This window comes from Nocardioides sp. zg-1230 (genome assembly GCF_013155335.1).
GTDB lineage: Bacteria > Actinomycetota > Actinomycetes > Propionibacteriales > Nocardioidaceae > Nocardioides.
Map to the genome: position 1 here is coordinate 292486 of NZ_JABJQZ010000008.1, position 26365 is coordinate 318850.

The following is a 26365-nucleotide window of genomic DNA, read 5'->3' on the forward strand; positions in this document are numbered from 1 at the left end:
CACACGCGTGAGCGTGCGCCCCAACCGGCTCAGCGCCGGTGCACCAGCAGCAGGGCGCGGTCGTCGTTGCGCGACCCTAGCGCCTCGACGAGGCGGGTGGCCCCGCCCTCGAACTCGCCGCGCAGCAGCCGCTCGGCCTGGCCGAGCATCCGGTCGATGCCGAGCGCGATGTCGCGGTTGCGGGTCTCGACCATGCCGTCGGTGTAGAGCAGCAGCGCATCGCCGCGGCGCATCTCCCCCGAGACCGCGGGGAAGCTCGCCCCGTCGATGAGGCCCAGGATCGGCCCCTCCGACTCCAGCACCTCCCAGCGACCGGAACCGGCGTGGCGCAGGGCGGCCGGGGGATGACCGGCGCTGCGGATGTCGTAGTGGCCTGTCGCGAGGTCGAGCGAGAGGTGGATCGCGGTGGCGAACCCCTCGTCCCAGTCCTGCTGGAGCAGGAACCGGTTGGCGCCGTCGAGGAACTCACTGGGCGGCAGGGCGCTCAGCAGCCCGCCGAGTGCGCCGCACAGCAGCAGGGCGCGGGTGCCGGCGCCCTGGCCCTTGCCGGAGACGTCGACGACGGCCACCTCGAGGCGGCCCTCGACGCGCGAGGCGACGACGAAGTCACCGGCGAACGGGGTGCCCCCGGCCGACCGGAGCTCGCTGGCGGCGTACCACTCCGCGGGCAGGTCGGGGATGCCGCCCTGTCGAAGGATGCGGTCGCGCAGGTCGACGAACATCATCTCGCCCTGGATGCCCGCCACGCCGAGGCGCGTGCGACGGAACGACGACAGCAGCACTACGAACCCGAGGCCGAAGATGATGGCCACGGTCAGCGCGATACGAAGGTCGATCTTCTCCTGGGTCGGCACCACCAGGGCCAGGACCAGGAGCACGAAGACCACGAACCACGGCAGCTGCCGCGGCCCCAGCACCAGGCTGGAGAGCACCAACGGGACGAGCAGGCTGACCAGCGGGAGGCTCTCGTCGAAGCGCCAGATGGCCAGGCCGATGAGAACCGTCGCGACGACGAGCGCGACCAGGGTGCGCGACCCCCGCGGAACGAGCCGGTTCGCGGCGGTGTTGAGCGATGGAGAACTCATCCCCGAGCCCCTCCTGCTCTCCCGGTCCCCTTGGTGGCAGATCGTACGGCCCGGGAGCGGAACTTCGGCTGGCATTTGGGGCACCAGAACGTGTTGCGTCCGACCAGCTCACCGGTACGCACCGTCGCCCCGCAGACCAGGCAGGGCTGCGAGGTGCGGCGGTAGACGTAGACCTCGCCCCCGTGGTCGTCCTTGCGGGGTGGGCGCCCCATCGCCTCGGGGGTGTGCTCGGGTCGCACCGTGTCGATCCTGCCGGTGCGCACGCCCTCTGCCATGAGCTCGACGAGGTCGGCCCACATCGCCCGCCACTGGCCGCTGCGCAGGGTGTTGCCCGGGCGCAGCGGGTGGATGCGGTGCCGGAAGAGCACCTCGGCGCGGTAGACGTTGCCGACGCCCGCCAGCACCTTCTGGTCCATCAGCAGGTCGCCGATCGCCCGAGGGCTCGCCGAGATGCGGCGCCAGGCGAGGTCGGGGTCGGCGTCGGGTCGCAGCGGGTCGGGACCGAGGCGCCCCAGGATCTCGGCGCGCCGCGCGGCACCCACCAGGTCGCAGATGATGGCGCCACGCAGGTCGGCGTACGCCGCCGGGCGGGGGTCGACGGGGTCGCCCACCGTGACCAGACGCAGTCGTACGGCGCCGACCGGGTCGGGCACCACGCCGCCCGCGGGCGTCGTACGCACGTCGAGCTGGCCGATCAGGCCGAGGTGGACGTGCACGACGCGCTCACCCTCGAGCTCGAGGAACAGGTGCTTGCCGGCGGAGTCGGCACCGACCACGCGCGAGCCGTCGAGCTGCTCCGCGTCGGCGGCGAAGCGGCCCTGCGGTGACGACACCCGGACCCTCCGCCCAGCGAAGGCGGCGGTCAGGTCGTCGGCCAGCTTGCGAAGGGTGTGCCCCTCAGGCATCCGCGTCGTCGGAGGACGTCTCCGGGTCGGGACCACGCAGGGCCGACTCCGGCAGCGGGGGCAGCTCGCCCGACTCGTCGTAGGTCGAGAGCTGGCCGATGCGACGCACGTGTCGCTCGTCGCCGGAGAAGGGCGTGGTCAGGAAGACCTCGACGAACCGGGTCATGTCGTCCACCGGGTGCATCCGGCCGCCGACCGAGACGACGTTGGCGTCGTTGTGCTCGCGGGCCAGCACCGCCGTCTCCTCCGACCAGGCCAGGGCACATCGGATGCCCTCGACCTTGTTGGCCGCGATCTGCTCGCCGTTGCCGGAGCCGCCGATCACGACGCCCAGGCTGTCGAGCCCCTCGGCGCGGTCGGCCGCGACCCCCTCGGCCGCCCGGAGGCAGAAGCACGGGTAGTCGTCGAGGGCGTCGTAGACGAACGGACCGTGGTCGACGGCCTCGTAGCCGTGGTCCACCAGCCAGGTCATCAGGTGGTCCTTCAGCTCGAGGCCGGCATGGTCGGAGCCCAGGTGAACACGCATGGGAGGAGTTTGGCAGAGCCGGACCGCCGGCACCGAAGCGGCTGAGTGTGGCTGCGGACTCGCAGCGCTCCTCGCGCCCGCTCGACATGAGGGAGGGCAGCGGCACGGCTGTCGGGACCGATGCCCCGGCCTCCCCGTCCCGGCGTCGAATCATCCACATCGGGGACTGGCCGGCGTTGACGGTGGGACACGAGTCGTGGGACAATCGAACACACGTTCGACGACGGCTCGGGGAGATGAGATGACGGCGGCTCAAGCAGACGGTCAGGTGTGGCAGGCCGCCGACCTGCACGCCCTCGCCGATCTGCTCGCCGACCTGACACCCGGTGCCACGCCGGTCGACCACCTCGACCAGCTCGAGGCCCTCGAGCGGATCACGTCAGCCGCCGCGGCGGCGAAGGTGGTCGTCACGGCCACGTTCGCAGACGCTGCCGACACCGAGGTCGACGTGGACGTGCCTGTGAGCGGTCGGCGTACGCCGCCGCGGGCGATGTCGATCGGCGCCGAGGTAGCGCTCGCCACGATGGCGAGCCCCCACGCAGGTGAGCAGCGGGTGCTGCTGTCGCGGCGGCTGCGCGACCACCTCCCCCTCACCCTGAGCGCCCTCGCCCGCGGCGAGCTCACCGAGGAGCGAGCCTTCGCCATCGCGCGCGAGGTGGCCCACCTCACGCCCGAGCAGCGCAGCATGGTCGACGCCGACCTCGTCCCACGACTGGCCGGCCTCGGCGACGTCCGCCTGCGCCAGGCGGTGCGCCGCTCGTGCCTCACCCACGCCGCCGAGTCCGAGACCCGGCGTTGCCGACGAGCTCGCGCCGACCGGCGGGTTACCAGCCGTGCCCTCGACGACGGCACCGGACAGCTCACCGCCACCCTGCCCCTCGAGGTCCTCGCCGCGGTCCGCACGGCCCTCGACGCTGCGGCCGCGACCGCCCGCACCGACGGTGACGTGCGCACCGCCGGGCAGGTCCGCGCCGACACCCTCGCCGCCCGGATCACCGGCGCCGAGACCGTCACCGACCCGGTCCCGGTGCGCGTCAACCTCGTCATCGGGGTCGAGTCCCTCCTCGACACCGGCACCGAGCCCGGCCTCGTCCCCGGTGAGGGGTTCCTGCCCGCAGCACTCTGCACGGAGTGGGTACGCCGCGCCAGCGACGCCGCGAAGGCCACCCTCCGGCGACTCTTCGCCAGCCCCGAGGACCGGGTGCTCGTGGCGATGGAGTCCACCAGCCGCCGCTTCGACGGCCAGCTCGCCGAGCTCCTCGACCTCCGCGACGCCGGCACCTGCCGCACCCCGGGCTGCAACGCCGCCATCCGGCACCACGACCACATCACCCCCGCCGCCGATGGCGGGCCCACCGAAGCCGCCAACGGCCAAGGCCTGTGCGAGCGCTGCAACTACGTCAAGGAATCACCCGGCTGGACCTCCTGGGTCGCCGACCCCGGCCACAAGCACCTCCACGAGGTCCACAGCGTCACCGAACACCTCCGCATCACCCGCTCCACCTCACCACCACTACCGGGCGGACCAGCAGGCACCGTCGGCTACTCCCCAGTCGAGCTCCGGCTCGCCAGCAACTACACCCTGGCCTCGTAGTCCCAGGCCTCACGGGCAAGACCACCGTGGCAACGCCGGCGAGGCAGGAACCAGCTCGCCGTGATCTCGCAGGACGTGGTCCGTCGAGAGGTGCTGTGGGCGAACGATCGAGCGGGCAACCCGGCCATCGGCATGATCGACGTGATGGCCCGCTACGCGCTGGACCAGTGCTTCTCCGCCGACCGTCGAGGGCATCCTGCATCCCGACCGCTACGGCGACACGGAGCGGCGTATGTCGACGGCCTCGACGAGACGACCATCCGCGCCGGGAAACCGTGGACGACGTCATCGGACGCGTGAGCAGCGACTGAGGGTGAGCCTGGGGCTAGGCGTCGGAACAGGTTGAAGAGGTCGACAGTTCAACCATGGTTGTGCAGACCCCGACCCTCGGAGTAGACCTAGTGATGCTCACGAGGTGCCCGAAGATGCTCGCTCGCGCAGTCGAGCGCCGGCGGGCACCCCGTGAGACCAGCCGGACGATGATCGCCGGCGCCGCCGCTCAGCCAGCTGTGAGGTGCTGGTCGAGCCAGCCGGCGACCTGGCGCACGAGGGGCTCGGAGGCCGTGAAGGTCGCGTGCCGCCAGAAGCCGTGTGTCTGGCCCAGGCAGCGGATGCCGACGACCTCGACCCCGGCCTCCGCGATGCGCCGGGCGAGCTCCTCCCCCTCGTCACGGAGCGGGTCCGCCTCCGCCGTGGCGACGAAGGTGGGCGGCAGGGTGTGCAGGCGCTCCGAGAGCAGCGGTGCGAGGTCGGGGTCGTCGTAGTCGGCCTCGGTGCGGGCGTACTGCTCCCAATACCAGGTCGCTTCAGCGGGGTCGAAGCCCGACGCGGCCCCCAGCTCCCACGACGGAAAGGCGTTGCGCGGGTCGAGGAAGGGGTAGATGAGTGCGACCGCGGCGAAGAAGCCCGGGTTGCGCAGGGCAGCCACGACGGCGAGGTTGGCGCCGGCCGAGTCGCCGTGGGCGGCGTACGGCCCGGTCAGGCCCGACCCGGCACCTTCCCGGCGGAGCCAGCCGACGACCGTGTCGAGGTCGTCGGGGGCGGCGGGGAACGGGTGCTCCGGCGGCTGGCGGTAGTCGACGCTCAGCACCGCCCGGCGGCCGCGGTTGGCCATGCGCCGGCAGATGCCGTCGTGGACGTCGACGTCGTTGAGCACGAACCCACCGCCGTGGGCGTGGACGACGAGCCCCGGCACCGCGTCGGCCGGGACGTAGAGCCGGCAGCGGACACCGTCGGCGTCGACGTCCTCCACGCGGGCGACGTCCTCCCGCGGCTGGCGGAGGTTGAAGCGACGTACGTCCTCGCGGTGGGCGGCGAGGTCGAAGCCGGGCGCGCTGAGGTCGGGACCGGCGTCGGCCTCGACGGCCGCGCGGACCTCGGGGTACATCACGGGATCAGCGCGCCATCAGCGCGTCGAGGGCGACCGCGACAGCAGCGGCGACGCGGAAGTCGACCCGCTGGTCCGGCACGGTCACGCGGTAGCGGTCACCGATCGACATCTTGCGCTCGACCGAGAAGAGCGGCGCACCACCCGCGTCGACGAAGTCGAAGTGGATGGGGATGAAGTCGAGCTCGGTGAAGCGGCGCAGCAGGCCGGCGACCTGGTTGCGCTCCTGGCCGGTGCCCGCGTAGCCGGGGCCCTCGATGTGGAAGGTCGAGCGCAGCAGCGAGGCGCCGAAGTCCTTCCGGAAGAAGCCGATCTGGGCGCCCGACTCGTCGGTGATGTCGTAGCCGGCGTTGAGGTCGAGCTTCCTGCGCGCCTTGAAGCCGAACACCGCGCGCGACTTGCTCGCGTCGGAGAAGAAGGTGACCTGCTCCTTGAAGGCCATCCGCTTCTGCTCGGCGAGCGCCATCAGCCGCGTCGGGTTGCCTGACTCGTCCGACTCCGACACCTCGTAGCGGTTGACCATCATCGTGAGCTTCTGCTTCACCACGAAGTGGGGCAGGTACATCTCGGCGGGCGTCCCGGACGTCATCGGGAGAGCTCCTCCTCGACGACCGACGGGTCGAGCTTGGTGAAGACCGGCGTGGGCTTGTCGACCTTCGCCCCGACCACGACCGGGCGTGACTCCCACGCCGGCGTCGAGGTGTACTCACCGGTGATGACCGAGTACGACATGTGGCCGGCGCCGTTGTCGGTCTCGAGCTCCTCCACCTGCTCGATGCGCGGCATCGGCATGAAGTCGCCCTCGCCGCCGAGCACCGCGTGCACCTTGTTGGCCGCGTGCGGGAGGAACGGGGAGAGCAGCGTGTTGCAGTCGCTCACGCACTGCGCCGCGACGTGCAGCACGGTGCCGAGCCGCTCGCGCTGGGCGTCGTCCTTCATCTTGTAGGGCTCGGTGACGGTGAGGTACTTGTTGACCTCGCCGACGACCCGCATCGCCTCGGCGATGGCCGCGCGCAGACGGTGCTTCTCCACCAGGCCGCCGACGGTCGCGAAGCCCTCGCGCACGGTCGCGAGCACCTGCTCGTCGACCTCCTCCAGCGGGCCGGCTGCGGGGATCTCGCCGAAGTTCTTGGCGATCATCGTGGCGGTGCGATTGACCAGGTTGCCCCAGCCCGCGACGAGCTCGGAGTTGTTGCGGGTGACGAAGTCGGACCAGGTGAACGCGGCGTCGGAGGTCTCGGGTCCCGCGGCGCAGATGTAGTAGCGCAGCGCGTCCGGGCCGTAGCGGGCGAGGAAGTCGCCGACGTAGATGACGTTGCCGCGGCTGGTGGAGAACTGGGAGTCGCCGAAGGTGAGGAACTCGCTCGAGACCACCTCGGTGGGCAGGTTGAGCGTGCCGTACGTCCCCGGCTCGCCACCCTTGTCGCCCTTCCCGTTGTAGGCCAGCAGCTCGGCCGGCCAGATCTGGGAGTGGAAGACGATGTTGTCCTTGCCCATGAAGTAGTACGACTCGGCGTCGGCGTCGTTCCACCACTCGCGCCACTTGTCTGGCTCACCGAAGCGGCGGGCCCACTCGATGGAGGCGGACAGGTAGCCGATGACGGCGTCGAACCAGACGTAGAGGCGCTTGGTCGGCTGGTCCTCCCAGCCCGGGACCGGGATGCCCCAGTCGATGTCGCGGGTCATCGCGCGCGGCCGGATCTCCTTGAGGATGTTCTGGCTGAACTTGATGACGTTGGGGCGCCACAGGCCGGTCGCCTCACGCTGGTCGAGCCACTCCCCCAGCGCCCCGGCGAGCGCCGGCAGGTCGAGGAACCAGTGCTGCGTGTCCTTGAACTCCGGGGTCTCCCCGTTGATCTTCGAGCGCGGGTCGATCAGGTCGGTCGGGTCGAGCTGGTTGCCGCAGTTGTCGCACTGGTCGCCGCGCGCCGCGGTGTACTTGCAGATGGGGCAGGTGCCCTCGATGTAGCGGTCGGGCAGGGTGCGACCCGTGGAGGGGCTGATCGCCGTCTTGGTGGTCTCCTCGACCATGTAGCCGTTGCGGCGGCACGTCTCGAACATCTCCTGCACCACCGCGTAGTGGTTGCCGGTGGTGGTGCGGGTGAAGAGGTCGTACGACAGGCCGAGGCCGCAGAGGTCGTCGACGATCACCTGGTTGTACTTGTCGACCAGCTCGCGGGCGGGCAGCCCCTCGTTGTCGGCCAGCACCAGGATCGGCGTGCCGTGCTCGTCGGTGCCGCTGACCATCAGGACGTCGTGTCCCGCCATCCGCATGAACCGGCTGAAGACGTCGGAGGGCACGCCGAAACCGGCGACGTGGCCGATGTGGCGCGGGCCGTTGGTGTACGGCCAGGCGACGGCGGACAGGACACGAGTCATGGGCGCAAGCCTAGTGAGGCACACCGACCGGTCCCGAGCCGGTCCTGAGTGCGGCACGCGGGGATCGCCCAGCACCTAGGGTGGCGCCGACGGTCCGTGGGAGGTGGGATGTCGGTCGACCTGGTGCTCATGCTGTCGGCGGCCGCGGCCGGTGGCCTGCTGGCACATGCCCTGCGCCTGCCGCCGATGGTCGGCTTCCTGGTCGCCGGCTTCGCCATGGCCGGGGCGGGTGTGACCGGGACGTCTGCGCTGGACGCGCTGGCGGAGCTCGGAGTGGTGCTGCTGCTCTTCGCGATCGGGCTCAAGTTCGACGTGCGCGTGCTCGTACGCCGCGAAGTGCTGGGGGTGGGTGCCGTGCACGCCCTCCTGAGCATCGGGTTGGTGCTGACCGTGCTCGCGACAGCTGGCGCCCTCGGGCTCCGCCTGCTCGCGGGAGTCGAGGTCACCGACCTGCTGCTGGTCGCCCTCGCCCTGTCGTTCTCCAGCACGGTGGTCGCGGTCAAGGTCCTCGAGGAGCAGAACGCGACACGTTCGCTCCACGGGCGCACGACCATCGGCATCCTGGTCGTCCAGGACCTGGTCGCCGTGGCCGCACTCGCCGTCGTCGAGGGCGAGGCCCCCAGCTGGTGGGCGCCGCTGCTCCTGCTCCTGGTGCCCGCCTCCTGGCTGGTCCGCCGCATGCTCGACGGGCTCGACCACGGCGAGCTCCTCACGCTCGTCGGAATCACCCTCGCGCTCGTCCCCGGCTACGCCCTGTTCGACGCCGCCGGGCTCAAGGGAGACCTCGGGGCCCTCGCAGTCGGCGTCCTGCTGGCACCCTCGTCGAGGGCGGAGGAGCTGGCCAAGTCCATCTTCTCGGTCAAGGAACTGCTCCAAGTCGCCTTCTTCCTGTCCGTCGGCCTGCATGGAGCACCCGACCCGTCAGGCATCGCCCTTGCGTTGGCTCTCGTCGCGCTGGTGCCACTCAAGGCCGTCCTGTTCGCGCTGCTCCTGCGGGCCTCCGGCTTCCGGGTCCGCACGGCGACCCGGGCGGCCGCCTCCCTCGGGAGCTTCTCGGAGTTCGCGCTCATCGTCGTCGTCGCGGCGACCGCTGCCGACGCCGTCGATCGCGAGTGGCTCGCCACGATCTCGACGGCCGTCGCCATGAGCTTCGTCGTCGCATCAGTCACGAGCGCCGCGGTGGACCTCCTGTCGTCCTCTGCGTCGCGCCGGGTGGCAGACCCCGCGCGGCTCCATCCGGAGGAACGACCCATCGACCTGGGACGCGCCGATGCGTTGGTGCTGGGCATGGGGCGCCTCGGCCGAGCAGCGAGCGGGCGGCTCGTCGACACGTACGGCCTGCGCGCCACCGGTGTCGACTCCGACGCCACGCGGGTGGACGACCTGCGCGCCGAGGGTCTCCACGTCGTCGAGGGGGACGCCACCGACCCGCTCTTCTGGGCACGCGTCAGCGACGAGGGCACCGTACGCCTCGTCGTCCTGGCAATGCCGTTCCACGGCAGCAACGTCGCGGCCCTCGACCAGCTCCGTCGCAGCGGGTTCGGTGGAGCGGTGACGGCGGTGACTCGTTACGACGAGGAGGTCGCCCACCTCGCAGAGCGCGCCGCTGTCGTCGGTCTCTACGACGCAGCGGGCGCCGAGCTGGCGGACCAGGCCGTGCGCGCCGCCGGCCCGGACCCCGGCATCAGCTGAAGTCGAGGTCGCCCGTGCGGGAGCGCTTGAGCTCGTAGAAGTAGGGGAACTTCGCGACGGCGACGGCGCCGTCCCAGAGCTCGCCGGCCTCCTCGCCGCGCGGGATCTTGGAGAGCACCGGACCGAAGAACGCCGAGCCGTTGATGTGGATGGTCGGCGTGCCGACGTCGTCGCCGACGGCGTCCATGCCCTCGTGGTGGCTCTTCGCCACCGCGTCGTCGAGGGACGCGTCGTCCCACGCGTCGATCAGGTCGGCGGGCAGGCCCACGTCGGCCAGCGAGGCGGCGACGGTGTCCCGCGACAGCTCCTCGCCGTTGTTGTGCCGCCGCGTGCCGATGGCGGTGTACCACTCACCCAGGGTCGCGTTGTCGTGGAGCTCGGCGATCTTGATCGCGACGCGCACCGGCTTCTCGGTGCCCTGGAGCATCTCGCGGTAGTCGGCGGGGATGTCCTTGTCCTTGTTGAGGTAGGCCAGCGACATCACGTGCCACTGCACGTCGATGTCGCGGACCTGCTCGACCTCGCGAATCCAGCGCGAGGTGATCCAGGCGAACGGGCAGAGCGGGTCGAACCAGAGATCAGCGGTAGCCATGCCAGGCACAAGTGCCCCTCCGACGCTGGTATTCCTCGAGCCCGGTGGCAGGATGCCCGCATGCCTGGAACCAACCTCACCCGGGACGAGGCCGCCACCCGCGCCGCCCTCCTGGACGTCACGGCGTACACCGTCGACCTGGACCTGACGTCAGCCACCCAGCCGGACGAGACCACCTTCGTCTCCACCACCACGCTGGAGTTCACCTGCCGGCAGCCCGGCACCGACACGTTCGCCGACCTCGTCGCCCCCCACGTCCGCGAGATCACGCTCAACGGACGCAGCCTCGACCCCACCACGGCGTACGCCGACAACCGCATCGCGCTCGACGGCCTCGAGGCGACCAACACGCTCGTCGTGACCGCCGACTGCGCCTACTCCAACACCGGCGAGGGCCTGCACCGCTTCGTCGACCCGGCCGACGACAAGGTCTACCTCTACAGCCAGTTCGAGGTGCCCGACGCCCGCCGCGTGTTCACCACCTTCGAGCAGCCCGACCTGAAGGCCGTCTTCACCTTCAACGTCACCGCGCCGTCGCACTGGGTGGTCGTCTCCAACGCCGCCACTCCCGAGCCGGTCGAGGCTGGGAACGGCGCGTCGGTGTGGCGCTTTCCCACCACCAAGCGGATGTCGACCTACATCACCGCGATCGTCGCCGGTGAGTACCACGGCGAGTTCGACACCTACGAGGGCAAGTTCGGCACGATCCCGCTCGGCCACTACTGCCGCCAGTCGCTCAAGGAGCACATGGACACGGCCGAGCTGGTCAAGCTCACCAAGCAGAGCTTCGAGTGGTTCGAGGAGCAGTTCGACTACCCCTACCCGTTCGGGAAGTACGACCAGCTCTACGTCCCCGAGTACAACGCCGGGGCGATGGAGAACGCCGGCTGCGTGACGTTGCGCGACGAGTACCTCCCCCGCAGCCGCCAGCCGCGCTCGTTCTTCGAGTTCCGCGCCTCCGTCATCACCCACGAGATGGCCCACATGTGGTTCGGCGACCTCGTCACCATGAAGTGGTGGGACGACCTCTGGCTCAACGAGTCGTTCGCCGAGTGGGCCTGCTACTGGTGCGAGGCCAACGCCACCGAGTTCACCGACGCCTGGACCGGGTTCGCCAACGCCCGCAAGCAGACCGGCTACCGCGCCGACCAGCTGCCCTCGACCCACCCGATCGCGGCCGACAACGTCGACCTGCACGCGGTCGAGGTCAACTTCGACATGATCACCTACGCCAAGGGCGCCTCGGTGCTCAAGCAGCTCGTGGCGTGGGTCGGCATCGAGCCCTTCCTCGAGGGCCTGCGCGCCTACTTCAAGGAGTGGGAGTACGGGAACCCCGAGTTCAAGGACCTGCTCACCACCTTGGAGAAGTCCTCGGGCCGTGAGCTGCAGGGCTGGGCGCAGGAATGGCTCCAGACGGCCGGCGTCAACACCCTCGCCCCGTCGTTCGAGCTCGACGGCGCCGGCGCCTACTCGTCCTTCGCGGTCAGCCAGACGGCCCACGAGGACTGGCCGACGCTGCGCCGCCACCGCCTCGGCATCGGCCTGTACGACGAGGTAGGTGGCCGGCTCGTCCGGCGCGACTACCTCGAGATCGACGTCGAGGGCGCCAGCACCGAGGTGCCCGAGCTCATCGGCGTGAAGCAGCCGGCGCTGCTGCTGCTCAACGACGAGGACCACGCCTACGCCAAGATCCGCCTCGACGAGCGGTCGCTGGCCACCGCGATCGGGTCGCTGTCCACCTTCGAGGACTCGCTGCCGCGGGCGCTCGTCTGGGGCGCCGCGTGGGACATGACCCGCGACGGCGAGATGCGCACCCGCGACTGGGCCGACCTGGTCCTGGCCAACATCGGCCAGGAGAGCGACGCATGGGCGGTGACCCGGATCCCGGCGTCCACCGCGCTCGCGATCAGCTTCTACTCCGACCCCGCGCACCGCGGTGAGCTGAAGGCAGCCTGGGAGAAGGGCCTGCGCGAGCTGCTGCTCGCCGCGGAGCCCGGCAGCGACCACCAGCTCACCTTCGCCCGGTCCTACGCCGGCGCCGCCCACAGCGACGCCGCGCTCGACGACCTCATCGGCCTCCTCGACGGGTCGTTCGAGGTCGAGGGCCTCGCCGTCGACCAGGACATGCGCTGGGCGCTCATCACGGCCCTTGCGAAGCAGGGTCGCTTCGGCGACGCCGAGATCGACGCCGAGCTCGAGGTCGACAGGACCATCTCGGGCAAGGAGCAGGCAGCCGCGGCCCGCGCCGCCCAGCCGACCGCGGAGGCCAAGGCGGCCGCGTGGGACGCGCTCCTCGACCCCACGACGCCCAACGAGACGTCGCGCGAGATCGCGTTCTCGATCTTCCGCTTCGGCCAGGAGGACGTGCTCGAGCCGTACCTGGAGAAGTTCCTCACCGCGTCGGAGACGCTCGTCGACGTGCTGGGCTTCCACAAGGCCTCGACGATCCTCGAGTACGGCTTCCCCCGGCCGCTCGGCTCGGAGGCCACGCTTACCCGGCTCGACGAGTGGCTCGCGGACAGCTCGGCGCCCAAGCAGGCGCAGCGCTACGTCGGCGAGGCGCGCGCGGAGATCGCCCGCGCGCTGGCGGCGCAGCGCTACGACGCCCGCTGACCGGTTCCAGAGCACACGGCGGAGCCCTGAAGTCACCCGATGACCTCAGGGCTCCGCCGTCCTCACGTCGAGAGGAGCTGGCGGTGACCGACCCCGCCCTGCTGGCGCTGCACGCCGTACGGCTGCTGGGCTTCGCGGACACGGCGCGAGTGGCCGCGCGCTACCGGCTCGATCGCGACGGCGTCGGGTCGCACCTCGAGGACCTCCGGGCCCGCGGCTGGGTGACCAGGAGCGAGTTCGCCGGGACCAGCGGCTGGTCCCTCACCGACCGCGGCCGATGCGAGGACGAGCGACTGCTCGCCACCGAGCTGGACGCCACCGGCGCTCGTGACGCCGTGGCGGAGGCCCACACGCTCTTCCTCCCGCTCAACGGCCGGCTCCTCGACGCGGTGACGCGGTGGCAGCTGCGTCCGGTCGGCGCGAACGCGTTCGCGGCCAACGACCACAGCGACTTCCGTTGGGACGACCGTGTCCTGGCCTCACTGGCGGCGATCGGTCGCCGGCTCGGCCACCTCGAGGCCGAGCTCGTCGGCGCGCTGCCGAGGTTCGCGGGCTACGTGTCGCGGTACGACGCCGCGCTGGCGCGGTCGGTGGGTGGGCAGCACCGGTGGGTCGACGGTGTCGGCATCGACTCGTGCCACGTCGTGTGGATGCAGCTGCACGAAGATCTCATCGCCACGCTCGGGCTCGAGCGTCGCGCCGGGGGGTGACCAGCCCTCAGGCGTGGAGGGTCTTCTGCGGCCGGGCGTGCTCGGCGAGCATGGCGATGCCGCGCTGGAGACCGACCAGCAGGTTGCCGGCGGCGAACTCCGACGACATGGCCAGGACGGCGAGCTCGACCTCGGCGTCGCTGAGGTGTCGGCGTACTTCACCGCCGGTGACGACCTCGATGACGCGGCGGCGCGGGTCGACGAGCACCAGCACGCTGCGGGCCGGCACCACGAGCCGGTTGTGGAGCCGGGTCGCCCAGGCGCGGGTGTCCTCGCCCTCCACCGGGCCGACGTAGACCGAGAACTCGAACCGGCAGGTCTGCTCGGCCAGACGGATCGTCTTGTCGAGGGCGAGCCGGTCGGTCTCGCTCAGCACCTCACCAGCGGCCACTTGCGCCACCTGCTCGGGAGTCGTCGCCATCGGGGGCGGGGAGCTCGGCGACGCCCTGGCGGGGTCCGCCGATCCACTGGACCTCGCCCGCCGAGTGGTCGGGCAGGAGCTTCTCGCCGCGGACCATGGCCGGCAGGTAGACGGCGACCGCGATGAGCGCGAAGAGCAGCAGCGGGGCGCCGACGAACAGGCCCAGGGCGCCGAGCACGTCGAGGCTGGAGTGCTCGGTCTGGCCGCCCCAGCCCTCGGGGACGTCGGCGTGGGCCGGCGCCGCGAGCAGGGCGAGGACGGCGCCGGCGGCGAGGGCCGCGGCACGGCCCGTCCGGCGGGCACGCGGGCTGCGGGACGAGCGGGCGGGACTGACGTGCGTGGTCACGGGCAACAGGGTATCGCCCATACTGGCCGGCATGCCTCACCCCCTCACCACCCCGATCATGAACATGACCGAGGTCTCCGGGAGCGAGACCAATCCCTGTGAAGACGACGCGAGCCTGTGCAACCTGACGTACGACCAGACCGGCGACGCCACGCTGTCGACGGCCGTGGACTGGGTCGTCGGCAAGCCGTCGGCGCTGCTGGGACTGATCCTCATCGGGCTCCTCGTCCGGTGGGTGCTCCACCGCCTGATCGACCGCGTCGTCCGCAAGGCCGAGCACGGGGTGCTGCCCGACCGCCTCAGCCGTGCCGTCTCGGGCGGCCGCATGGGGGCTGCCCTCAACCTGCGTGAGGACCCGGGCTACACCCGACGTGTCCAGCGCGCGGCCACGATGGGCTCCCTGCTCAAGAGCATCGTCACCGGCGTCGTCCTGACCGTCGTCACGTTGATGTTCATCGCCGAGCTCGGCTACGACATCGGCCCCCTCATCGCGAGCGCCGGCATCATCGGCGTGGCGATCGGCTTCGGCTCGCAGGCCTTGGTCAAGGACTTCCTGTCCGGCATCTTCATGATCTTCGAGGACCAGTACGGCGTCGGCGACGTCGTCGACCTCGGCGAGGCCTCCGGCACCGTCGAGGCCGTGAGCCTGCGCGTGACGCGGCTGCGCGACGTCAACGGCACGGTCTGGTACGTCCGCAACGGCGAGATCCTCCGCGTCGGCAACATGAGCCAGAACTGGGCGCGCACCGTGATCGACGTCACGGTCGGCTACACCGAGGACCTGGTCAAGGTCCGCAGCGTGCTGGAGGAGGTCGCCCACGACCTGTGGGAGGACGAGGACTTCAAGGGCCTGGTCATCGAGGAGCCGGAGGTCTGGGGCGTGGAGTCGATGGGGGTCGACGGCGTCGTGGTCCGGGTGACGTTGAAGACCGCGCCGATGGAGCAGTGGGGCATCGCCCGGGCGATGCGCGAGCGGGTGAAGGCGCGCTTCGAGCACGAGGGCATCAACCTCGCGGTGGCCCAGCGCGTGCAGTGGCAGGAGAGTGCGCCGTCGGCCGCGAACGCCGAGCCGGCGGAGGAGGCGTAGCCCCGGTGCGCGTCGCGCTGGGGCGAGCCGGGAGGATGGTGGCGTGACGACCACGTTCTACGACGAGATCGGCGGCGAGGAGACGATCCGCACGATCGTGCACCGCTTCTACGCCGGCGTGGCGCAGGACGAGGTGTTGCGGCCGATGTACCCCGAGGCCGACCTCGGTCCCGCGGAGGAGCGGTTCACGCTGTTCCTCATGCAGTACTGGGGCGGCCCGACGACGTACGGCGACACGCGGGGGCACCCGCGGCTGCGGATGCGCCACGCCCCGTTCCGCGTGACGCCCGACGCGGCGCAGCGGTGGCTCGTGCACTTCCGGGCCGGGCTCGACGAGGCCGGCCTCACCGAGGAGCAGGACGCCAGGTTCTGGGACTACGTGACGCACGCGGCCCAGTTCATGGTCAACTCGATGGAGTGACCGCGGCGACCATCCCGCGGAGCTCCTCGGGCACCGGCGCGGGTCGCCCGGTCGCGCTGTCGATGCACACGCCGACCACCTTCGCCCGGGCCAGCACCTCGTCACCGTCCCGGACGACCGACTCGAAGACGACCGACGTGCTGCCGACGTGCGAGACCCAGGTGGAGCAGTCGTAGGGCTCGGCACGGAACAGGATCGGGCGTCGGTAGTCGACGTCGGTCTGGGCGACGACGAGGTGGAAGCCCTGGCCCAGCTCGCGGCCGCTGGCCACCATGAGCTGGATGCGCGCCTCCTGGAAGTACTCGAAGTACTTCACGTTGTTGACGTGGCCGTAGACGTCGACGTCACTGAATCGCACGTGCACCGGGTAGCGCCCGCCCGGCACCTCGACGACCTCCGACGGGGCCGGGGGCCGCACCGGCTCGTCCGGCTCGAGCAACCGGCCGAGCGACTCGCGCTCCTCGGGGTGGAGCCGCCGCGGTCGCTCGGTGGCGAAGACGTAGGGGGTGAGCACGGTGCGCGCGCGGAGGAAGACGGTGCGCTCGCCCGACTCGTCCTCCTCGAAGACCTCGTAGGCCATCGTGAAGCTCGCGGCGCGGATCTCGGTGACCCAGCACTCGATCGAGACCGGCTCGAAGCCGAACGTCAGCGAGGCGACGTAGGTGACCTCGTGCCGGACCACCACGACGCCCTCGGCCAGGTCCTCCGCACGGCTGTCCGGGGCGTGGGTGCGGAACATGTCCACCCGCGCCTCCTGGAGGTAGTCGACGTAGGTGACGTTGTTGACGTGGCCGAGCAGGTCGAGGTCGGCCCACCTCAGGGGGCAGCGGTAGAGATGGCGCACGCCCCGATCGTCGCAGATGATCGGCCGCCAGCCGGTCGAGGCTCAGTGGGCGAAGTGCAGGCGGCCGTAGTAGGTCGGGATGGACTCCCGGCGACCGATGCGGTCGCTGCGGGTCTCGCGGAGCGCGGGCGGAACGGCGACCAGGGCCAGGACGAGGGCGGCGAGGGCGGCGACGCCGACGAGGACCAGGAGGGCGATGGCGGCAACGGGGTCGAGGAGCTGCATGTCGGTTCCTTTCTACAGGTGTAGAACTTCTACGTATGTAGAAGCGTACGCCGACGTCGCCCGATCGCAAGTCGGGCCGGTAGTGTCCTGCGTCACCGCGCGCCCCGTCCCGGGCGGCGTACGAGGAGGAGAGCGTGAGCCACGCGCGCGAGGAGCTGTCACCGCGTCGCCGGCAGATCCTGGCGGCGGCGACGACCGTGCTGGCGCAGCAGGGCAACCGCGGGCTCACCCACCGTGCCGTCGACCGCGAGGCGGGGCTGCCCGAGGGGAGCTCGTCGGCCTACTTCCGCACCCGCGACGCACTGCTCCGAGCCCTGGGTGACGTCGTCGCGGACCGGCTGGCCGCCGACGTGGCCGCCCTGGGTGCGAGGCTCGCCTCGTGCCCCGGCGACCACGAGCGCGCGGTCACGGAGGTGTCCCGGCTGTTCTCGCGGTGGCTCGGCGAGCCCGACCTGCTGGCCGCCCGGCTCGAGCTGACCGTCGCCGCGACCCGCGACCCGGCCCTCGCCGAGCGCTTCACGCAGTGGCGCGACGACCTCGTGGGCATGGTGCGCGGGGTGATGGAGGCAGCGGACGAGGACGGCGGCGCATCGGCCGAGACCCTCGTCGCGGCGCTGGACGGCGTGCTGCTCGCGTCGCTCCTCCTCCCCCGGCGACGACGTCGTACGTTCGTCAGCGACAGCGTCGAGCAGCTCCTGTCGGGGCTCGGACCCAACCCTGCGCAGACCTGATCCCCCACACCGCACTAGGGTGCGCAGAGACCGTGCAACCGCCAGTGAACCGGAGTTCTCCATGCCCGAGGCAGTGATCGTTTCCGCAGCGCGCACCCCCATCGGACGCGCGAACAAGGGTTCGCTGAAGGACTTCCGCCCCGACGACCTGACCGTCCTGGCCGTCCGGGCCGCGCTGGACAAGATCCCCGGACTCGACCCGACCGCGATCGAGGACCTCCTCCTCGGCTGCGGCCTGCCCGGCGGGGAGTCGGGCAACAACATGGCCCGCGTCGTCACCACCCTCCTCGGCCTCGAGGTCCCCGGCGCGACGGTCACGCGCTACTGCTCCTCGTCGGTGCAGACCACCCGGATGGCCTTCCACGCCATCAAGGCCGGCGAGGGCGACATCTTCGTCTCGGCCGGCGTCGAGACGGTCTCCCGGTTCGCCAAGGGCACCTCCGACCACCTCCCCGACACTCGCAACCCGCTCTTCGCCGACGCCGGCAGGCGCACCGACGAGATGGCCAAGGGCGGCCAGGACTGGCACGACCCGCGCGAGGACGGCCAGCTGCCCGACATCTACATCGCCATGGGCCAGACCGCCGAGAACGTCGCCCGGCTGCGCGGACTGGACCGCAAGGAGCTCGACGAGTTCGCGGTCCGCTCGCAGAACCTCGCCGAGAAGGCCATCTCCGACGGCTTCTGGGAACGCGAGATCACCCCGGTCACGACGCCCGAGGGCACGATCGTGACCAAGGACGACGGCCCCCGCGCCGGAGTGACGTACGACGCCATCGCCGGCCTCGACCCGGTGTTCCGCCCCGACGGCGTCGTGACCGCCGGCAACTGCTGCGCGCTCAACGACGGCGCGGCCGCGGTGGTCGTCATGAGCGACACCAAGGCCGCCGAGCTCGGTCTCACCCCGCTCGCCCGCATCGTCTCCACCGGCGTGTCCGGCCTCTCCCCCGAGATCATGGGCCTCGGCCCGGTCGAGGCGACGAAGAACGCGCTGAAGTACGCCGGCATGAGCATCGGCGACATCGACCTCGTCGAGATCAACGAGGCCTTCGCCGCACAGGTCGTGCCGTCCTACCAGGACCTCGGCATCGACCTCGACCGGCTCAACGTCAACGGCGGCGCGATCGCCGTCGGCCACCCCTTCGGCATGACCGGCGCCCGGCTCCAGAACACGATGCTCAACAGCCTGGACTGGCACGACAAGACGACCGGCCTGATCACCATGTGCGTGGGCGGCGGCCAGGGCATGGCGATGATCCTCGAACGGCTCTCCTGAGCCGTTCCGGGGCGTTCGCGCACTAGGCTTGCCCCATGACCACGACGGGGGAGCCGCGCTGGCTCGGTGATGACGAGCAGCACTCCTGGCGCGCCCTGATGATGGGGATCACCCTGCTGCTGGAGCGTCTCGACGACGACCTCCGGCGCGAGTTCAGCATGTCGCTGACCGAGTACGAGGTGCTCGTCCGGCTGTCCGAGCGACCTGGGCGGGCGATGCGGATGGCCCAGCTCGCCGACGCGATGGCCCACTCGCGCAGCCGGGTGACGCACACGGTCGCCCGGATGGAGGCGGTCGGCTACGTCACCCGCGGCACGACGCCCGAGGACGGGCGCGGCGTCGTGGCGACCATGACCGACACGGGTTACGACCTGCTCGTGCGGGCGGCCCCGTGCCACGTCGAGAGCGTGCGACGCAACATCGTGGACCTCGTGCCCGCGGAGGACTTCGCGGCGGTGGGACGGGTCTTCGACCGGGTGTCCGACCACCTCGTCAACCGGCACCCGGAGTCGGAGATCCGCCAGTAGCACTCAGTCTCGGGTGAGGCGCCGGTGGGTGACCCGGTGCGGGCGGGCGGCCTCGATGCCGAGCCGCTCGATCTTGTTCTCCTCGTAGGCGGCGAAGTTGCCCTCGAACCAGAACCACTTGGCCGGGTCCTCCTCGTCGCCCTCCCACGCCAGGATGTGGGTGGCGACGCGGTCGAGGAACCACCGGTCGTGCGAGGTGACCACGGCACAGCCCGGGAAGTCGAGGAGCGCGTCCTCGAGCGAGGACAGGGTCTCCACGTCGAGGTCGTTGGTGGGCTCGTCGAGCAGCAGCATGTTGCCGCCCATCTTGAGCGTCAGCGCCAGGTTGAGGCGGTTGCGCTCACCACCGGAGAGCACGCCGGCCTTCTTCTGCTGGTCGGGACCCTTGAAGCCGAACGACGCGACGTACGCGCGCGAGTTCATCTCGAAGTTGGCGACCTTGATGAAGTCGAGGCCGTCGGAGACGACCTCCCAGACGTTCTTGTTGGGGTCGATGCCGCCACGGCTCTGGTCGACGTAGGAGATCTTCACGGTCTGACCGACGGTGAGGTCTCCCTCGTCGGGCTGCTCCTGGCCGGTGATCATCCGGAAGAGCGTGGTCTTGCCGACGCCGTTGGGGCCGATGACGCCGACGATGCCGGCGCGGGGCAGCTTGAACGAGACGTCGTGCATGAGCGTGCGGCCCTCGAAGCCCTTGCCGAGCTTCTCGGCCTCGAGCACGACGTCACCTAGGCGCGGACCCGCTGGGATGTTGATCTCGGAGGTGTCGATCTTGCGCATCCGGTCGGCCTCGGCCGCCATCTCCTCGTAGCGCGCCAGACGCGACTTGCTCTTGGCCTGGCGGGCCTTGGGGTTGGAGCGGACCCACTCCAGCTCCTTCTCGAGCATCTTGGCGCGCTTGGCGTCCTTCTGCCCCTCGACCTTGAGACGGTCCTTCTTGGTCTCGAGGTACGTCGAGTAGTTGCCCTCGTAGGGGTGCGCCTTGCCGCGGTCGAGCTCGAGGATCCACTGCGCGACGTTGTCGAGGAAGTACCGGTCGTGGGTGACGGCGAGGACGGCACCGGGGTAGGACGCCAGGTGGCCCTCGAGCCACTGGACGGACTCGGCGTCGAGGTGGTTGGTGGGCTCGTCGAGGAGCAGGAGGTCGGGCTGTTGGAGGAGCAGCTTGCACAGCGCGACGCGGCGGCGCTCACCACCGGAGAGGTTGTCGACGAGCACGTCCGGCGGCGGGCAGCGCAGGGCGTCCATGGCCTGGTCGAGACGGCTGTCGAGGTCCCACGCGCTGGCGTTGTCGAGCTCGGTCTGGAGGTCGCCCGTCTCCTGCATGAGAGCGTCCTGGTCGGCGTCGGGGTCGCCCATCTCCATGTAGGCGTCCTCGAGGCGCTTCATCTTGGCCTTGAGCTCGCCGACGGCCTCCTCGACGTTCTCCAGCACGGTCTTGCCCTCGCTGAGCGGCGGCTCCTGCTGGAGCATGCCGACGGTCGCCTCGGGGTCGAGGATCGCGTCGCCGTTGTTGGCGTGGTCGAGCTGCGCCATGATCTTGAGCAACGAGGACTTGCCCGTGCCGTTGGGTCCGACGACGCCGATCTTGGCGCCGTGGAGGAACGAGAGGGTGACGTTGTCGAGGACGACCTTGTCACCGTGGGCCTTGCGCACGTTGCGCAGTGTGAAGACGTACTCAGCCATGCGGGCGAGCCTACGGGGAAGCGACCCCGCCCCGACAATCGCACCCGTCGGCCCACGACCCGTCAGGCGCCCGGCGTCAGGCCGCCCGGGCCGGCTGCTCCACCTCGGGCGCGGGCTCGCTCGCCGGGACCGGGCGCGTGAGGACCGTGGTGCCGAACGAGAGGTCGTGGCCCACCGCGGAGGCGACGACCTCGAAGGACGTCTGCGGCTTTCCGTCTCGCTCCCACACGTCGGCAACCAGCCGACCGTGCACGACCACGGGGTCGCTGCTCGCGAGCGAGCTGGCGACGTGGCGGCCCAAGCGGTTCCATGCCTTGACGGTGTGCCAGGTGGGGGTGCCCTTGACCCACTCGCCGTCGCGGTAGCGCGTCGGGGTGCACGCCATCCGGAAGCTGGCGACGGCCCGCCCGTCGGTGAGCTCTCGCAAGGTGACGTCGCCGCCGATCCATCCGGTCAGCGTGATCCGCGTGTCGTTCATGTGTGTGCCTCCTGGTCGTCCGCGGCAGCTGGTCCGCCGCACCTGCCCCAAGGCTCCGGCCGACGACCGACGCCGGAGCTTGCGGTCGCGTCGATCCTGTGGACGACGGGAGATCGGCCCGGGCTGTGGACGATTCGTGGCCCAGCGCGGCCGAGTGGCGACAGCTCAGCGCAGGGCGGCCGACAGCCCGTCGCGGACGGCGGCGTAGGAGGCGAGCTCGGCCTCGATCGGGGCCACGACCAGCTCCGCCGAGACCTCGGAGATCCCGTCGCGCAGCCGCTTGTCGGCAGCCCGGGCGCGCGAGCGCGCGGTGAGCGCGACGAGCCAGCGGCAGACGAGGGCGAGGAGCAGGCCGAGGCCGATCCCGCCGAGCAGCAGGAGGGTCGGCAGCGGGAAGGCGCCCACCTCCGGGGTGGGCGGCTCGGGCAGCCGGGCGTAGGACCCCAGGGTGAGCAGCGCGAGCCAGCCGGCGCCGACGATCGCGGCGAGGATCAGGACGTACTGCAGGACGCGCACGACGCCGGCCCACCACGGGATCTTCGTCGCGCCGAGGTCGGTCGCGGCGACAGCGCGGTCGAGGCGGTCACCGAGGTCGGGCAGACGCGACACCGACGCAGCGCGCACCGCGCTGGCCCAGGACGGCGCCATGCCCTCCCCCACCTGGTCGGCGAGCGCGCGCACCTCGGTATCGACGCGCGCACGCTGCACACCGGTCGCCTGCGGCACGGAGGTGCGCGCGGCGCCGGTGAGCTCCTTGCCCGCCGAGCCGAGGTCGAGGTGGAGGCGCTTGAGCGGGTCGGGCTTGAGGCGCGAGAACCACGCGGTGACGGGCCAGCCGGTCGCGCGGTTGGCACGCATCCGGGTCGAGTCGGCCACCGCCTTCACCACGGTGGGCACCCCGGCCGCGTCGGCGAACGCGTCGTTGAGCGCGGCGACGCGCTCCTTCGACAGGGTCGGCACCTTGCCGGCGCCGGTCGCCGTCTCCAGGCGCTGGGCCGCGGAGCGCACGTCGGCCTCGAGGCGCGAGCGCGTGACCTTCTTCTCCGCGACGCGCTTGGCGATCATGCCGCGCAGCTCCTCGATGCCCCAGCCGTGGCGAGCGCTGACCGGCAGCACCGGGACCCCGGCGAGGCCGTCGGCCTCGAGGAGGCGGCGTACGTCGTCGACCATGCCCGCGCGGCGGTCCTCCGGGACGGTGTCGATGTGGTTGAGCACGACCAGCATCACGTCCTGGTGGCCCGCGAGGGGCTTGAGGAAGCGGTCGTGGATCGCGGCGTCGGCGTACTTCTGCGGGTCGAGGACCCACACCATCATGTCGGCGAGCTGGACGAGCCGCTCGACCTCGAGGTGGTGGGACACCTCCGTGGAGTCGTGGTCGGGAAGGTCGAGGAGCACGACGCCGCGCATCTCGACGTCCTCGTCGGCCTTGGACAGCATGGAGTCGCGGGTGACCTGGTGGCGGGCGGGGATGCCGAGCCACTCCAGCAGCTCCTCGGCGCCCTGCTTGCCCCACACGACCGCGGTGGCCCACGACGTCGTGGGACGGCGTACGCCGACCGCGGCGAGCTCGAGGCCGCTCAGCGCGTTGAAGGTGGAGGACTTGCCGGAGCCGGTGGCGCCGCCGAGTGCGACCACCGTGTGCTCCGCGGACAGCTTGAGCCGGCTCGCGGCGCGGGCGGCCACCGCGCTGGCGTCGTCGACGACCGCGTCGTCGACCCGACCGCGCGCCGCCTCGGCGGCGCGCTCGAGTCCGTCGACGCGCGCGCCGATGTCAGAGCTCCTGGTGACCAGCTTCTTGGCCCCTTCGAGCAACGACGTCATGACTTCCTCACCGTCCGAGTGGTGCTGTGCACCCCAACCCTAGGGGGCGTCATCCGCGCTGCCCGGGTCGGCCGCCACCTCGGGGGCGCGGCGCGTCGCGGCGAAGCGCAGGTCGTCGACCTTGCGTGCCGCGGCGCGCATCCGCTCGGGGGTCTCGGGCACGACCTCCATGGTGTCGAGCAGGTCGGTGTAGCGACGCCGCTCCGCGTCGAGGAGGTCGCGCATGGAAGCCTCGAGCCGCTGCCGGGCGCGCTCGGCCAGCGAGCGCACGGCCTGGTCACCGAAGACCGCCTCGAGCAGCTTCTGGCCGAGGATCGCGGAGCCGCCGGCGATGCCGGCCTCGGCTCCGGTGACCCCCGCGGTGTGGGCGAAGACGACGACCATGAGCGCCACGGACAGCCCGTTCACGCCGAAGGCAAGGAAGCGCGCCGTCGAGCGCTTCTCGGCACCCTCGGTGCGGACCATGTCGAGCACGTCGGACTGCCAGTCGCGCACCGCCCGCTCGGCACGCCGGCGGAAGTCGCGGGACGCGCGGCCGAGGTCCTCGCCGGCGTCGCGGAGCAGGATCTGCCCGGCGGCCGTGCTGCGCCAGGAGGCCTCCGCGCGCTCGGCCGCGGCCTCGGCGTGCTCGAGGATGAGCGTCTCGAGGCCCGACTCGACGGCCACGGTGACCCGCTCGGCCTGCTGCGGCTTGCCCTTGACGGCGTTGACGACCCGGTCCCTGATCCAGCCGACCCGGGTCTCCAGCGAGCGCAGCAGCTCGCCGGTGCCGACGAACTCCTGCCAGCGGGCCAGCACCTCGCCGCGGAGCAGGGTGCCGTCGGCAGACGCCTCACCGACCGCGGTCACGGCCCGGTCGTAGGCCTCGTTGGCGTCCTCGCGCAGGCGGCGTACGGCATCGACCTGCTCGGTGGCGGCGTCCGCCACCGAGTGCGTACGACGAGCCAGCGTGCGGATCGCGCCGTCCAGTGTCTGCTGCACCACCGACTGGCGCGCCTCCTGGTCCTCGGCCAGGGCGCGCAGCCACTGCCGGATCTCCATGACCGACGACGAGGGCAGCAGCCCCATGTCGGAGACCTCGCCCTCCTCGACGACGAACAGCGGGGAGTCCTTCAGCCCGCGGCTGGCCAGCATCCGAGCGAGGTGGGTGGTGATGGTGTCGACCGCCTCGGGCGGGGTGCGGTCGAGGACGATCGCCACCGCGGCCGAGCGGTCCGCTGCCTTGCGCAGGAAGTCCCACGGCACCTGGTCGGCGTAGCGGGCCGCCGAGGTGACGAAGAGCCACAGGTCGGCGGCGGCGAGCAGCTGGGCCGCCAGCACGCGGTTCTGCTCCTCGACCGAGTCGATGTCGGGGGCGTCGAGGACGGCGAGGCCGGGTGCCATGACCGGTGACGGGACGAGCTGCAGCGCGGCGGGGTCGTTGGTCTGGCGCTCGACCCGCTCGAGCTCGGGCAGCAGGCGGTCCTGGCCGAACCAGCGGGCGTCGTCCGGGTGGTGCACGAGCACGGGCGAGCGCGTCGTGGGACGCAGGACGCCGGGAGCCGTGACGCGGGTGCCGACGAGGGAGTTGACCAGCGTCGACTTGCCGGCGCCGGTGGAGCCGCCGACGACGGCGAGCAGCGGTGCGTCGAGGGTCATCAGGCGCGGGATCACGTAGTCCTCAAGCTGGTCGACCATCTCGGCACGCGCGGCGCGCTGCTCCTCGGCGCCGGGGAGCTCGAGGGGCAGCCGCGCCTCCTGGAGGGCGCCGCGCAGCCGCACCAGGGCGGTCACCATGGCGGTCGTGCTGTCGGGGCCTGTCATCGCGTGGGAACCACCTGTCCGGGGAAGGAGATGTAGGGGCGGATCCGGCGCAGCTCCTCGACGTGCTCCTGGCCACGCACGGAGAAGTCGGTCGGCGCCGTGCCGCGCAGGTAGCGGTGGTGGAGGTAGCCGAGCTCGATGGCAGCCGCCTGGTAGTCCCGCATGCCGCGCTCGGCCAGCGGCCCACCCTGGTGGTGGGCCCACCTGCGGGCGTGCCGGCGGGCGCGCAGGTCGACGAGCCACGGGATGTCGGTGGCGGGCAGCAGGCCCCGGTCTGCGGCGTCCTGCAGGGCCTCGGCGAGCAGAGGTCGCTCGGATCGGCGGCGGTAGACCGCGAACGCGACGACGCCGAGGAAGGCGGGGAACATCAGCGTGCCGTAGACGACGAAGAAGTCGCCGGTGCCCGACACGGTGGAGGAGTTCCACACGCCGTGGAGGAGCGCGGCCAACGCGAGGCCCGCGACGGGCGCGAGCAGGCGCACCCACACCCGCCGCGAGGTGATCGCCAGGCCCACGCCGATGCCGATGAACGCGGTGAAGAAGGGGTGGGCGAACGGACTGATGAGGCAGCGGACCACGAAGGTGGCCGTCAGCGCACTGGTGCCGCCGGGGCCGAGCCCGTCGGTGCCGTCGTAGGCGGCCGCGAGGTAGAGGATGTTCTCGGTGTAGGCGAACCCGATGCCCACCATGCCGGCGTAGACGATGCCGTCGAGCACGCTGTCGAGCTCGTGCCGACGCCACCACAGGAGCAGGAACAGGAAGGCGCCCTTGGTCACCTCCTCGGTGACGGGCGCGACGACGTTCAGCACGTCGCGCTCGGTCGCACCGCCGGCGAGGCCGAGGCCCTGGAAGACGAGGGCCGCTCCCGTGGCGGCGAACGCGCCCCAGAGCAGCCCGGCGACGAGGAGGTTGCGCGGCTCGGGCTCGTAGCGGTCGAGCCACATGAAGCAGCCGACCAGCGGCCCCACCGGGACCGCGGCCAGGAGGGCGGCCAGCGCGAGGGATCCGGGAGCACCGGACAACGCGACGACCACCGCCATCACGACCCCGCCGAGGAGCACCAGTGCGGCCACCACGATGGTGAACGCGACACTGTCGCGGCGGCCTCGTTGCATGGGTCCGACCCTAACGGAGCACGCGCGGCGGGCCCGCCTCGCCGCACCCCTCCGGGGGGCCACCCGATCGCGTCTCTCCGGCAGCGCTCGGCGTCGTACAG

At 71.4% G+C, this 26365-nt stretch carries 26 protein-coding genes; 10 read left to right on the plus strand and 16 right to left on the minus strand.

Going from position 1 to position 26365, the window contains the following annotated elements; genetic code table 11:
- Window positions 1–29 precede the first annotated feature (29 nt).
- Genes HOO61_RS20685 through HOO61_RS20695 form a run of 3 tightly spaced genes read right to left on the minus strand, consistent with a single transcriptional unit; the run spans window position 30 to window position 2516 of the window.
- On the minus strand, window positions 30–1085 hold the full coding sequence (locus HOO61_RS20685) for a PP2C family protein-serine/threonine phosphatase (RefSeq protein ID WP_172258979.1): 1056 nt from the start codon (window positions 1083–1085) through the stop codon (window positions 30–32).
- Window positions 1082–1990 (minus strand): Fpg/Nei family DNA glycosylase, encoded by a 909-nt coding sequence (locus HOO61_RS20690; RefSeq protein WP_172258978.1) that lies wholly within the window; start codon window positions 1988–1990, stop codon window positions 1082–1084. Before HOO61_RS20690 ends, HOO61_RS20685 begins: the two co-directional genes overlap by 4 nt.
- A complete protein-coding gene (locus HOO61_RS20695; RefSeq protein WP_172258977.1) occupies window positions 1983–2516 on the minus strand; it encodes a ribose-5-phosphate isomerase in 534 nt (177 codons plus the stop codon). Before HOO61_RS20695 ends, HOO61_RS20690 begins: the two co-directional genes overlap by 8 nt.
- Window positions 2517–2757: 241 nt before the next feature.
- Here HOO61_RS20695 and HOO61_RS20700 point away from each other — a divergent pair, with 241 nt between their 5' ends.
- Window positions 2758–4110, plus strand: a complete 1353-nt coding sequence (locus HOO61_RS20700; protein WP_172258976.1) for an HNH endonuclease signature motif containing protein — start codon at window positions 2758–2760, stop codon at window positions 4108–4110.
- Between the two features lie 60 nt (window positions 4111–4170).
- Window positions 4171–4410: a hypothetical protein gene (locus HOO61_RS20705; RefSeq protein WP_172258975.1), complete on the plus strand. Its 240-nt coding sequence runs from the start codon at window positions 4171–4173 to the stop codon at window positions 4408–4410.
- 199 nt (window positions 4411–4609) lie between these two features.
- On the opposite strand, the gene HOO61_RS20710 is transcribed toward HOO61_RS20705, so the two are convergent.
- Genes HOO61_RS20710 through metG form a run of 3 tightly spaced genes read right to left on the minus strand, consistent with a single transcriptional unit; the run spans window position 4610 to window position 7876 of the window.
- Window positions 4610–5497, minus strand: a complete 888-nt coding sequence (locus HOO61_RS20710; protein WP_172258974.1) for an alpha/beta hydrolase — start codon at window positions 5495–5497, stop codon at window positions 4610–4612.
- Window positions 5498–5504: 7 nt separating this feature from the next.
- Window positions 5505–6086: a hypothetical protein gene (locus HOO61_RS20715; protein WP_253942383.1), complete on the minus strand. Its 582-nt coding sequence runs from the start codon at window positions 6084–6086 to the stop codon at window positions 5505–5507.
- Window positions 6083–7876: a methionine--tRNA ligase gene (gene metG / locus HOO61_RS20720; protein ID WP_172258973.1), complete on the minus strand. Its 1794-nt coding sequence runs from the start codon at window positions 7874–7876 to the stop codon at window positions 6083–6085. Before metG ends, HOO61_RS20715 begins: the two co-directional genes overlap by 4 nt.
- Window positions 7877–7984: 108 nt before the next feature.
- Here metG and HOO61_RS20725 point away from each other — a divergent pair, with 108 nt between their 5' ends.
- A complete protein-coding gene (locus HOO61_RS20725) occupies window positions 7985–9568 on the plus strand; it encodes a cation:proton antiporter (RefSeq protein WP_172258972.1) in 1584 nt (527 codons plus the stop codon).
- On the opposite strand, the gene HOO61_RS20730 is transcribed toward HOO61_RS20725, so the two are convergent.
- Window positions 9561–10160, minus strand: a complete 600-nt coding sequence (locus HOO61_RS20730) for a DsbA family protein (protein ID WP_172258971.1) — start codon at window positions 10158–10160, stop codon at window positions 9561–9563. The two genes, HOO61_RS20725 and HOO61_RS20730, sit on opposite strands and share 8 nt — an antisense overlap.
- Window positions 10161–10220: 60 nt before the next feature.
- Here HOO61_RS20730 and pepN point away from each other — a divergent pair, with 60 nt between their 5' ends.
- Window positions 10221–12773, plus strand: a complete 2553-nt coding sequence (pepN, locus tag HOO61_RS20735) for an aminopeptidase N (RefSeq protein WP_172258970.1) — start codon at window positions 10221–10223, stop codon at window positions 12771–12773.
- Between the two features lie 83 nt (window positions 12774–12856).
- The gene (locus tag HOO61_RS20740) at window positions 12857–13483 is read left to right on the plus strand and encodes a transcriptional regulator (protein WP_172258969.1); all 627 of its coding nucleotides are present in this window, start codon (window positions 12857–12859) and stop codon (window positions 13481–13483) included.
- Between the two features lie 7 nt (window positions 13484–13490).
- Here the strand turns inward: HOO61_RS20740 and HOO61_RS20745 are convergent, their stop codons facing one another.
- Together HOO61_RS20745 and HOO61_RS20750 are read right to left on the minus strand one after the other, a co-directional pair.
- Window positions 13491–13874 carry a DUF5130 family protein gene (locus HOO61_RS20745; protein WP_172258968.1) on the minus strand — a complete coding sequence of 128 codons (384 nt, stop codon included), beginning with the start codon at window positions 13872–13874 and terminating at the stop codon, window positions 13491–13493.
- Window positions 13861–14250 carry a hypothetical protein gene (locus tag HOO61_RS20750; protein WP_172258967.1) on the minus strand — a complete coding sequence of 130 codons (390 nt, stop codon included), beginning with the start codon at window positions 14248–14250 and terminating at the stop codon, window positions 13861–13863. Before HOO61_RS20750 ends, HOO61_RS20745 begins: the two co-directional genes overlap by 14 nt.
- Window positions 14251–14281: 31 nt before the next feature.
- On the opposite strand from HOO61_RS20750, the gene HOO61_RS20755 reads away from it, so the two are divergent.
- Together HOO61_RS20755 and HOO61_RS20760 are read left to right on the plus strand one after the other, a co-directional pair.
- Window positions 14282–15337: a mechanosensitive ion channel family protein gene (locus tag HOO61_RS20755; RefSeq protein WP_253942381.1), complete on the plus strand. Its 1056-nt coding sequence runs from the start codon at window positions 14282–14284 to the stop codon at window positions 15335–15337.
- Between the two features lie 43 nt (window positions 15338–15380).
- Window positions 15381–15758 (plus strand): globin, encoded by a 378-nt coding sequence (locus tag HOO61_RS20760; protein WP_172258966.1) that lies wholly within the window; start codon window positions 15381–15383, stop codon window positions 15756–15758.
- Here the strand turns inward: HOO61_RS20760 and HOO61_RS20765 are convergent.
- Window positions 15742–16602: a thioesterase family protein gene (locus HOO61_RS20765; RefSeq protein ID WP_172258965.1), complete on the minus strand. Its 861-nt coding sequence runs from the start codon at window positions 16600–16602 to the stop codon at window positions 15742–15744. The two genes, HOO61_RS20760 and HOO61_RS20765, sit on opposite strands and share 17 nt — an antisense overlap.
- A 42-nt stretch (window positions 16603–16644) precedes the next feature.
- On the minus strand, window positions 16645–16827 hold the full coding sequence (locus tag HOO61_RS20770) for a hypothetical protein (protein WP_172258964.1): 183 nt from the start codon (window positions 16825–16827) through the stop codon (window positions 16645–16647).
- A 134-nt stretch (window positions 16828–16961) separates the two neighbouring features.
- On the opposite strand from HOO61_RS20770, the gene HOO61_RS20775 reads away from it, so the two are divergent.
- The 3 genes from HOO61_RS20775 (at window position 16962) to HOO61_RS20785 (ending at window position 19361) form a co-directional block, all read left to right on the plus strand.
- Window positions 16962–17558 (plus strand): TetR family transcriptional regulator, encoded by a 597-nt coding sequence (locus HOO61_RS20775; RefSeq protein WP_172258963.1) that lies wholly within the window; start codon window positions 16962–16964, stop codon window positions 17556–17558.
- Window positions 17559–17619: 61 nt separating this feature from the next.
- Window positions 17620–18834, plus strand: coding sequence for an acetyl-CoA C-acetyltransferase (locus HOO61_RS20780; protein WP_172258962.1), 1215 nt, complete (start codon window positions 17620–17622; stop codon window positions 18832–18834).
- 35 nt (window positions 18835–18869) lie between these two features.
- On the plus strand, window positions 18870–19361 hold the full coding sequence (locus HOO61_RS20785; protein WP_172258961.1) for a MarR family winged helix-turn-helix transcriptional regulator: 492 nt from the start codon (window positions 18870–18872) through the stop codon (window positions 19359–19361).
- 3 nt (window positions 19362–19364) lie between these two features.
- Here HOO61_RS20785 and ettA read toward each other — a convergent pair whose 3' ends face one another.
- The 5 genes from ettA to HOO61_RS20810 form a co-directional block, all read right to left on the minus strand.
- The gene (ettA, locus tag HOO61_RS20790) at window positions 19365–21047 is read right to left on the minus strand and encodes an energy-dependent translational throttle protein EttA (protein ID WP_172258960.1); all 1683 of its coding nucleotides are present in this window, start codon (window positions 21045–21047) and stop codon (window positions 19365–19367) included.
- Window positions 21048–21123: 76 nt separating this feature from the next.
- Window positions 21124–21525, minus strand: coding sequence for a single-stranded DNA-binding protein (locus HOO61_RS20795; RefSeq protein WP_172258959.1), 402 nt, complete (start codon window positions 21523–21525; stop codon window positions 21124–21126).
- 165 nt (window positions 21526–21690) lie between these two features.
- Window positions 21691–23346, minus strand: coding sequence for a GTP-binding protein (locus HOO61_RS20800; RefSeq protein WP_172261476.1), 1656 nt, complete (start codon window positions 23344–23346; stop codon window positions 21691–21693).
- 39 nt (window positions 23347–23385) lie between these two features.
- Window positions 23386–25149 (minus strand): GTPase domain-containing protein, encoded by a 1764-nt coding sequence (locus tag HOO61_RS20805; protein ID WP_253942647.1) that lies wholly within the window; start codon window positions 25147–25149, stop codon window positions 23386–23388.
- Window positions 25146–26264, minus strand: a complete 1119-nt coding sequence (locus HOO61_RS20810) for a PrsW family intramembrane metalloprotease (RefSeq protein WP_172261478.1) — start codon at window positions 26262–26264, stop codon at window positions 25146–25148. The genes HOO61_RS20805 and HOO61_RS20810 overlap by 4 nt, the downstream gene beginning before the upstream one ends.
- Window positions 26265–26365 lie beyond the last annotated feature (101 nt).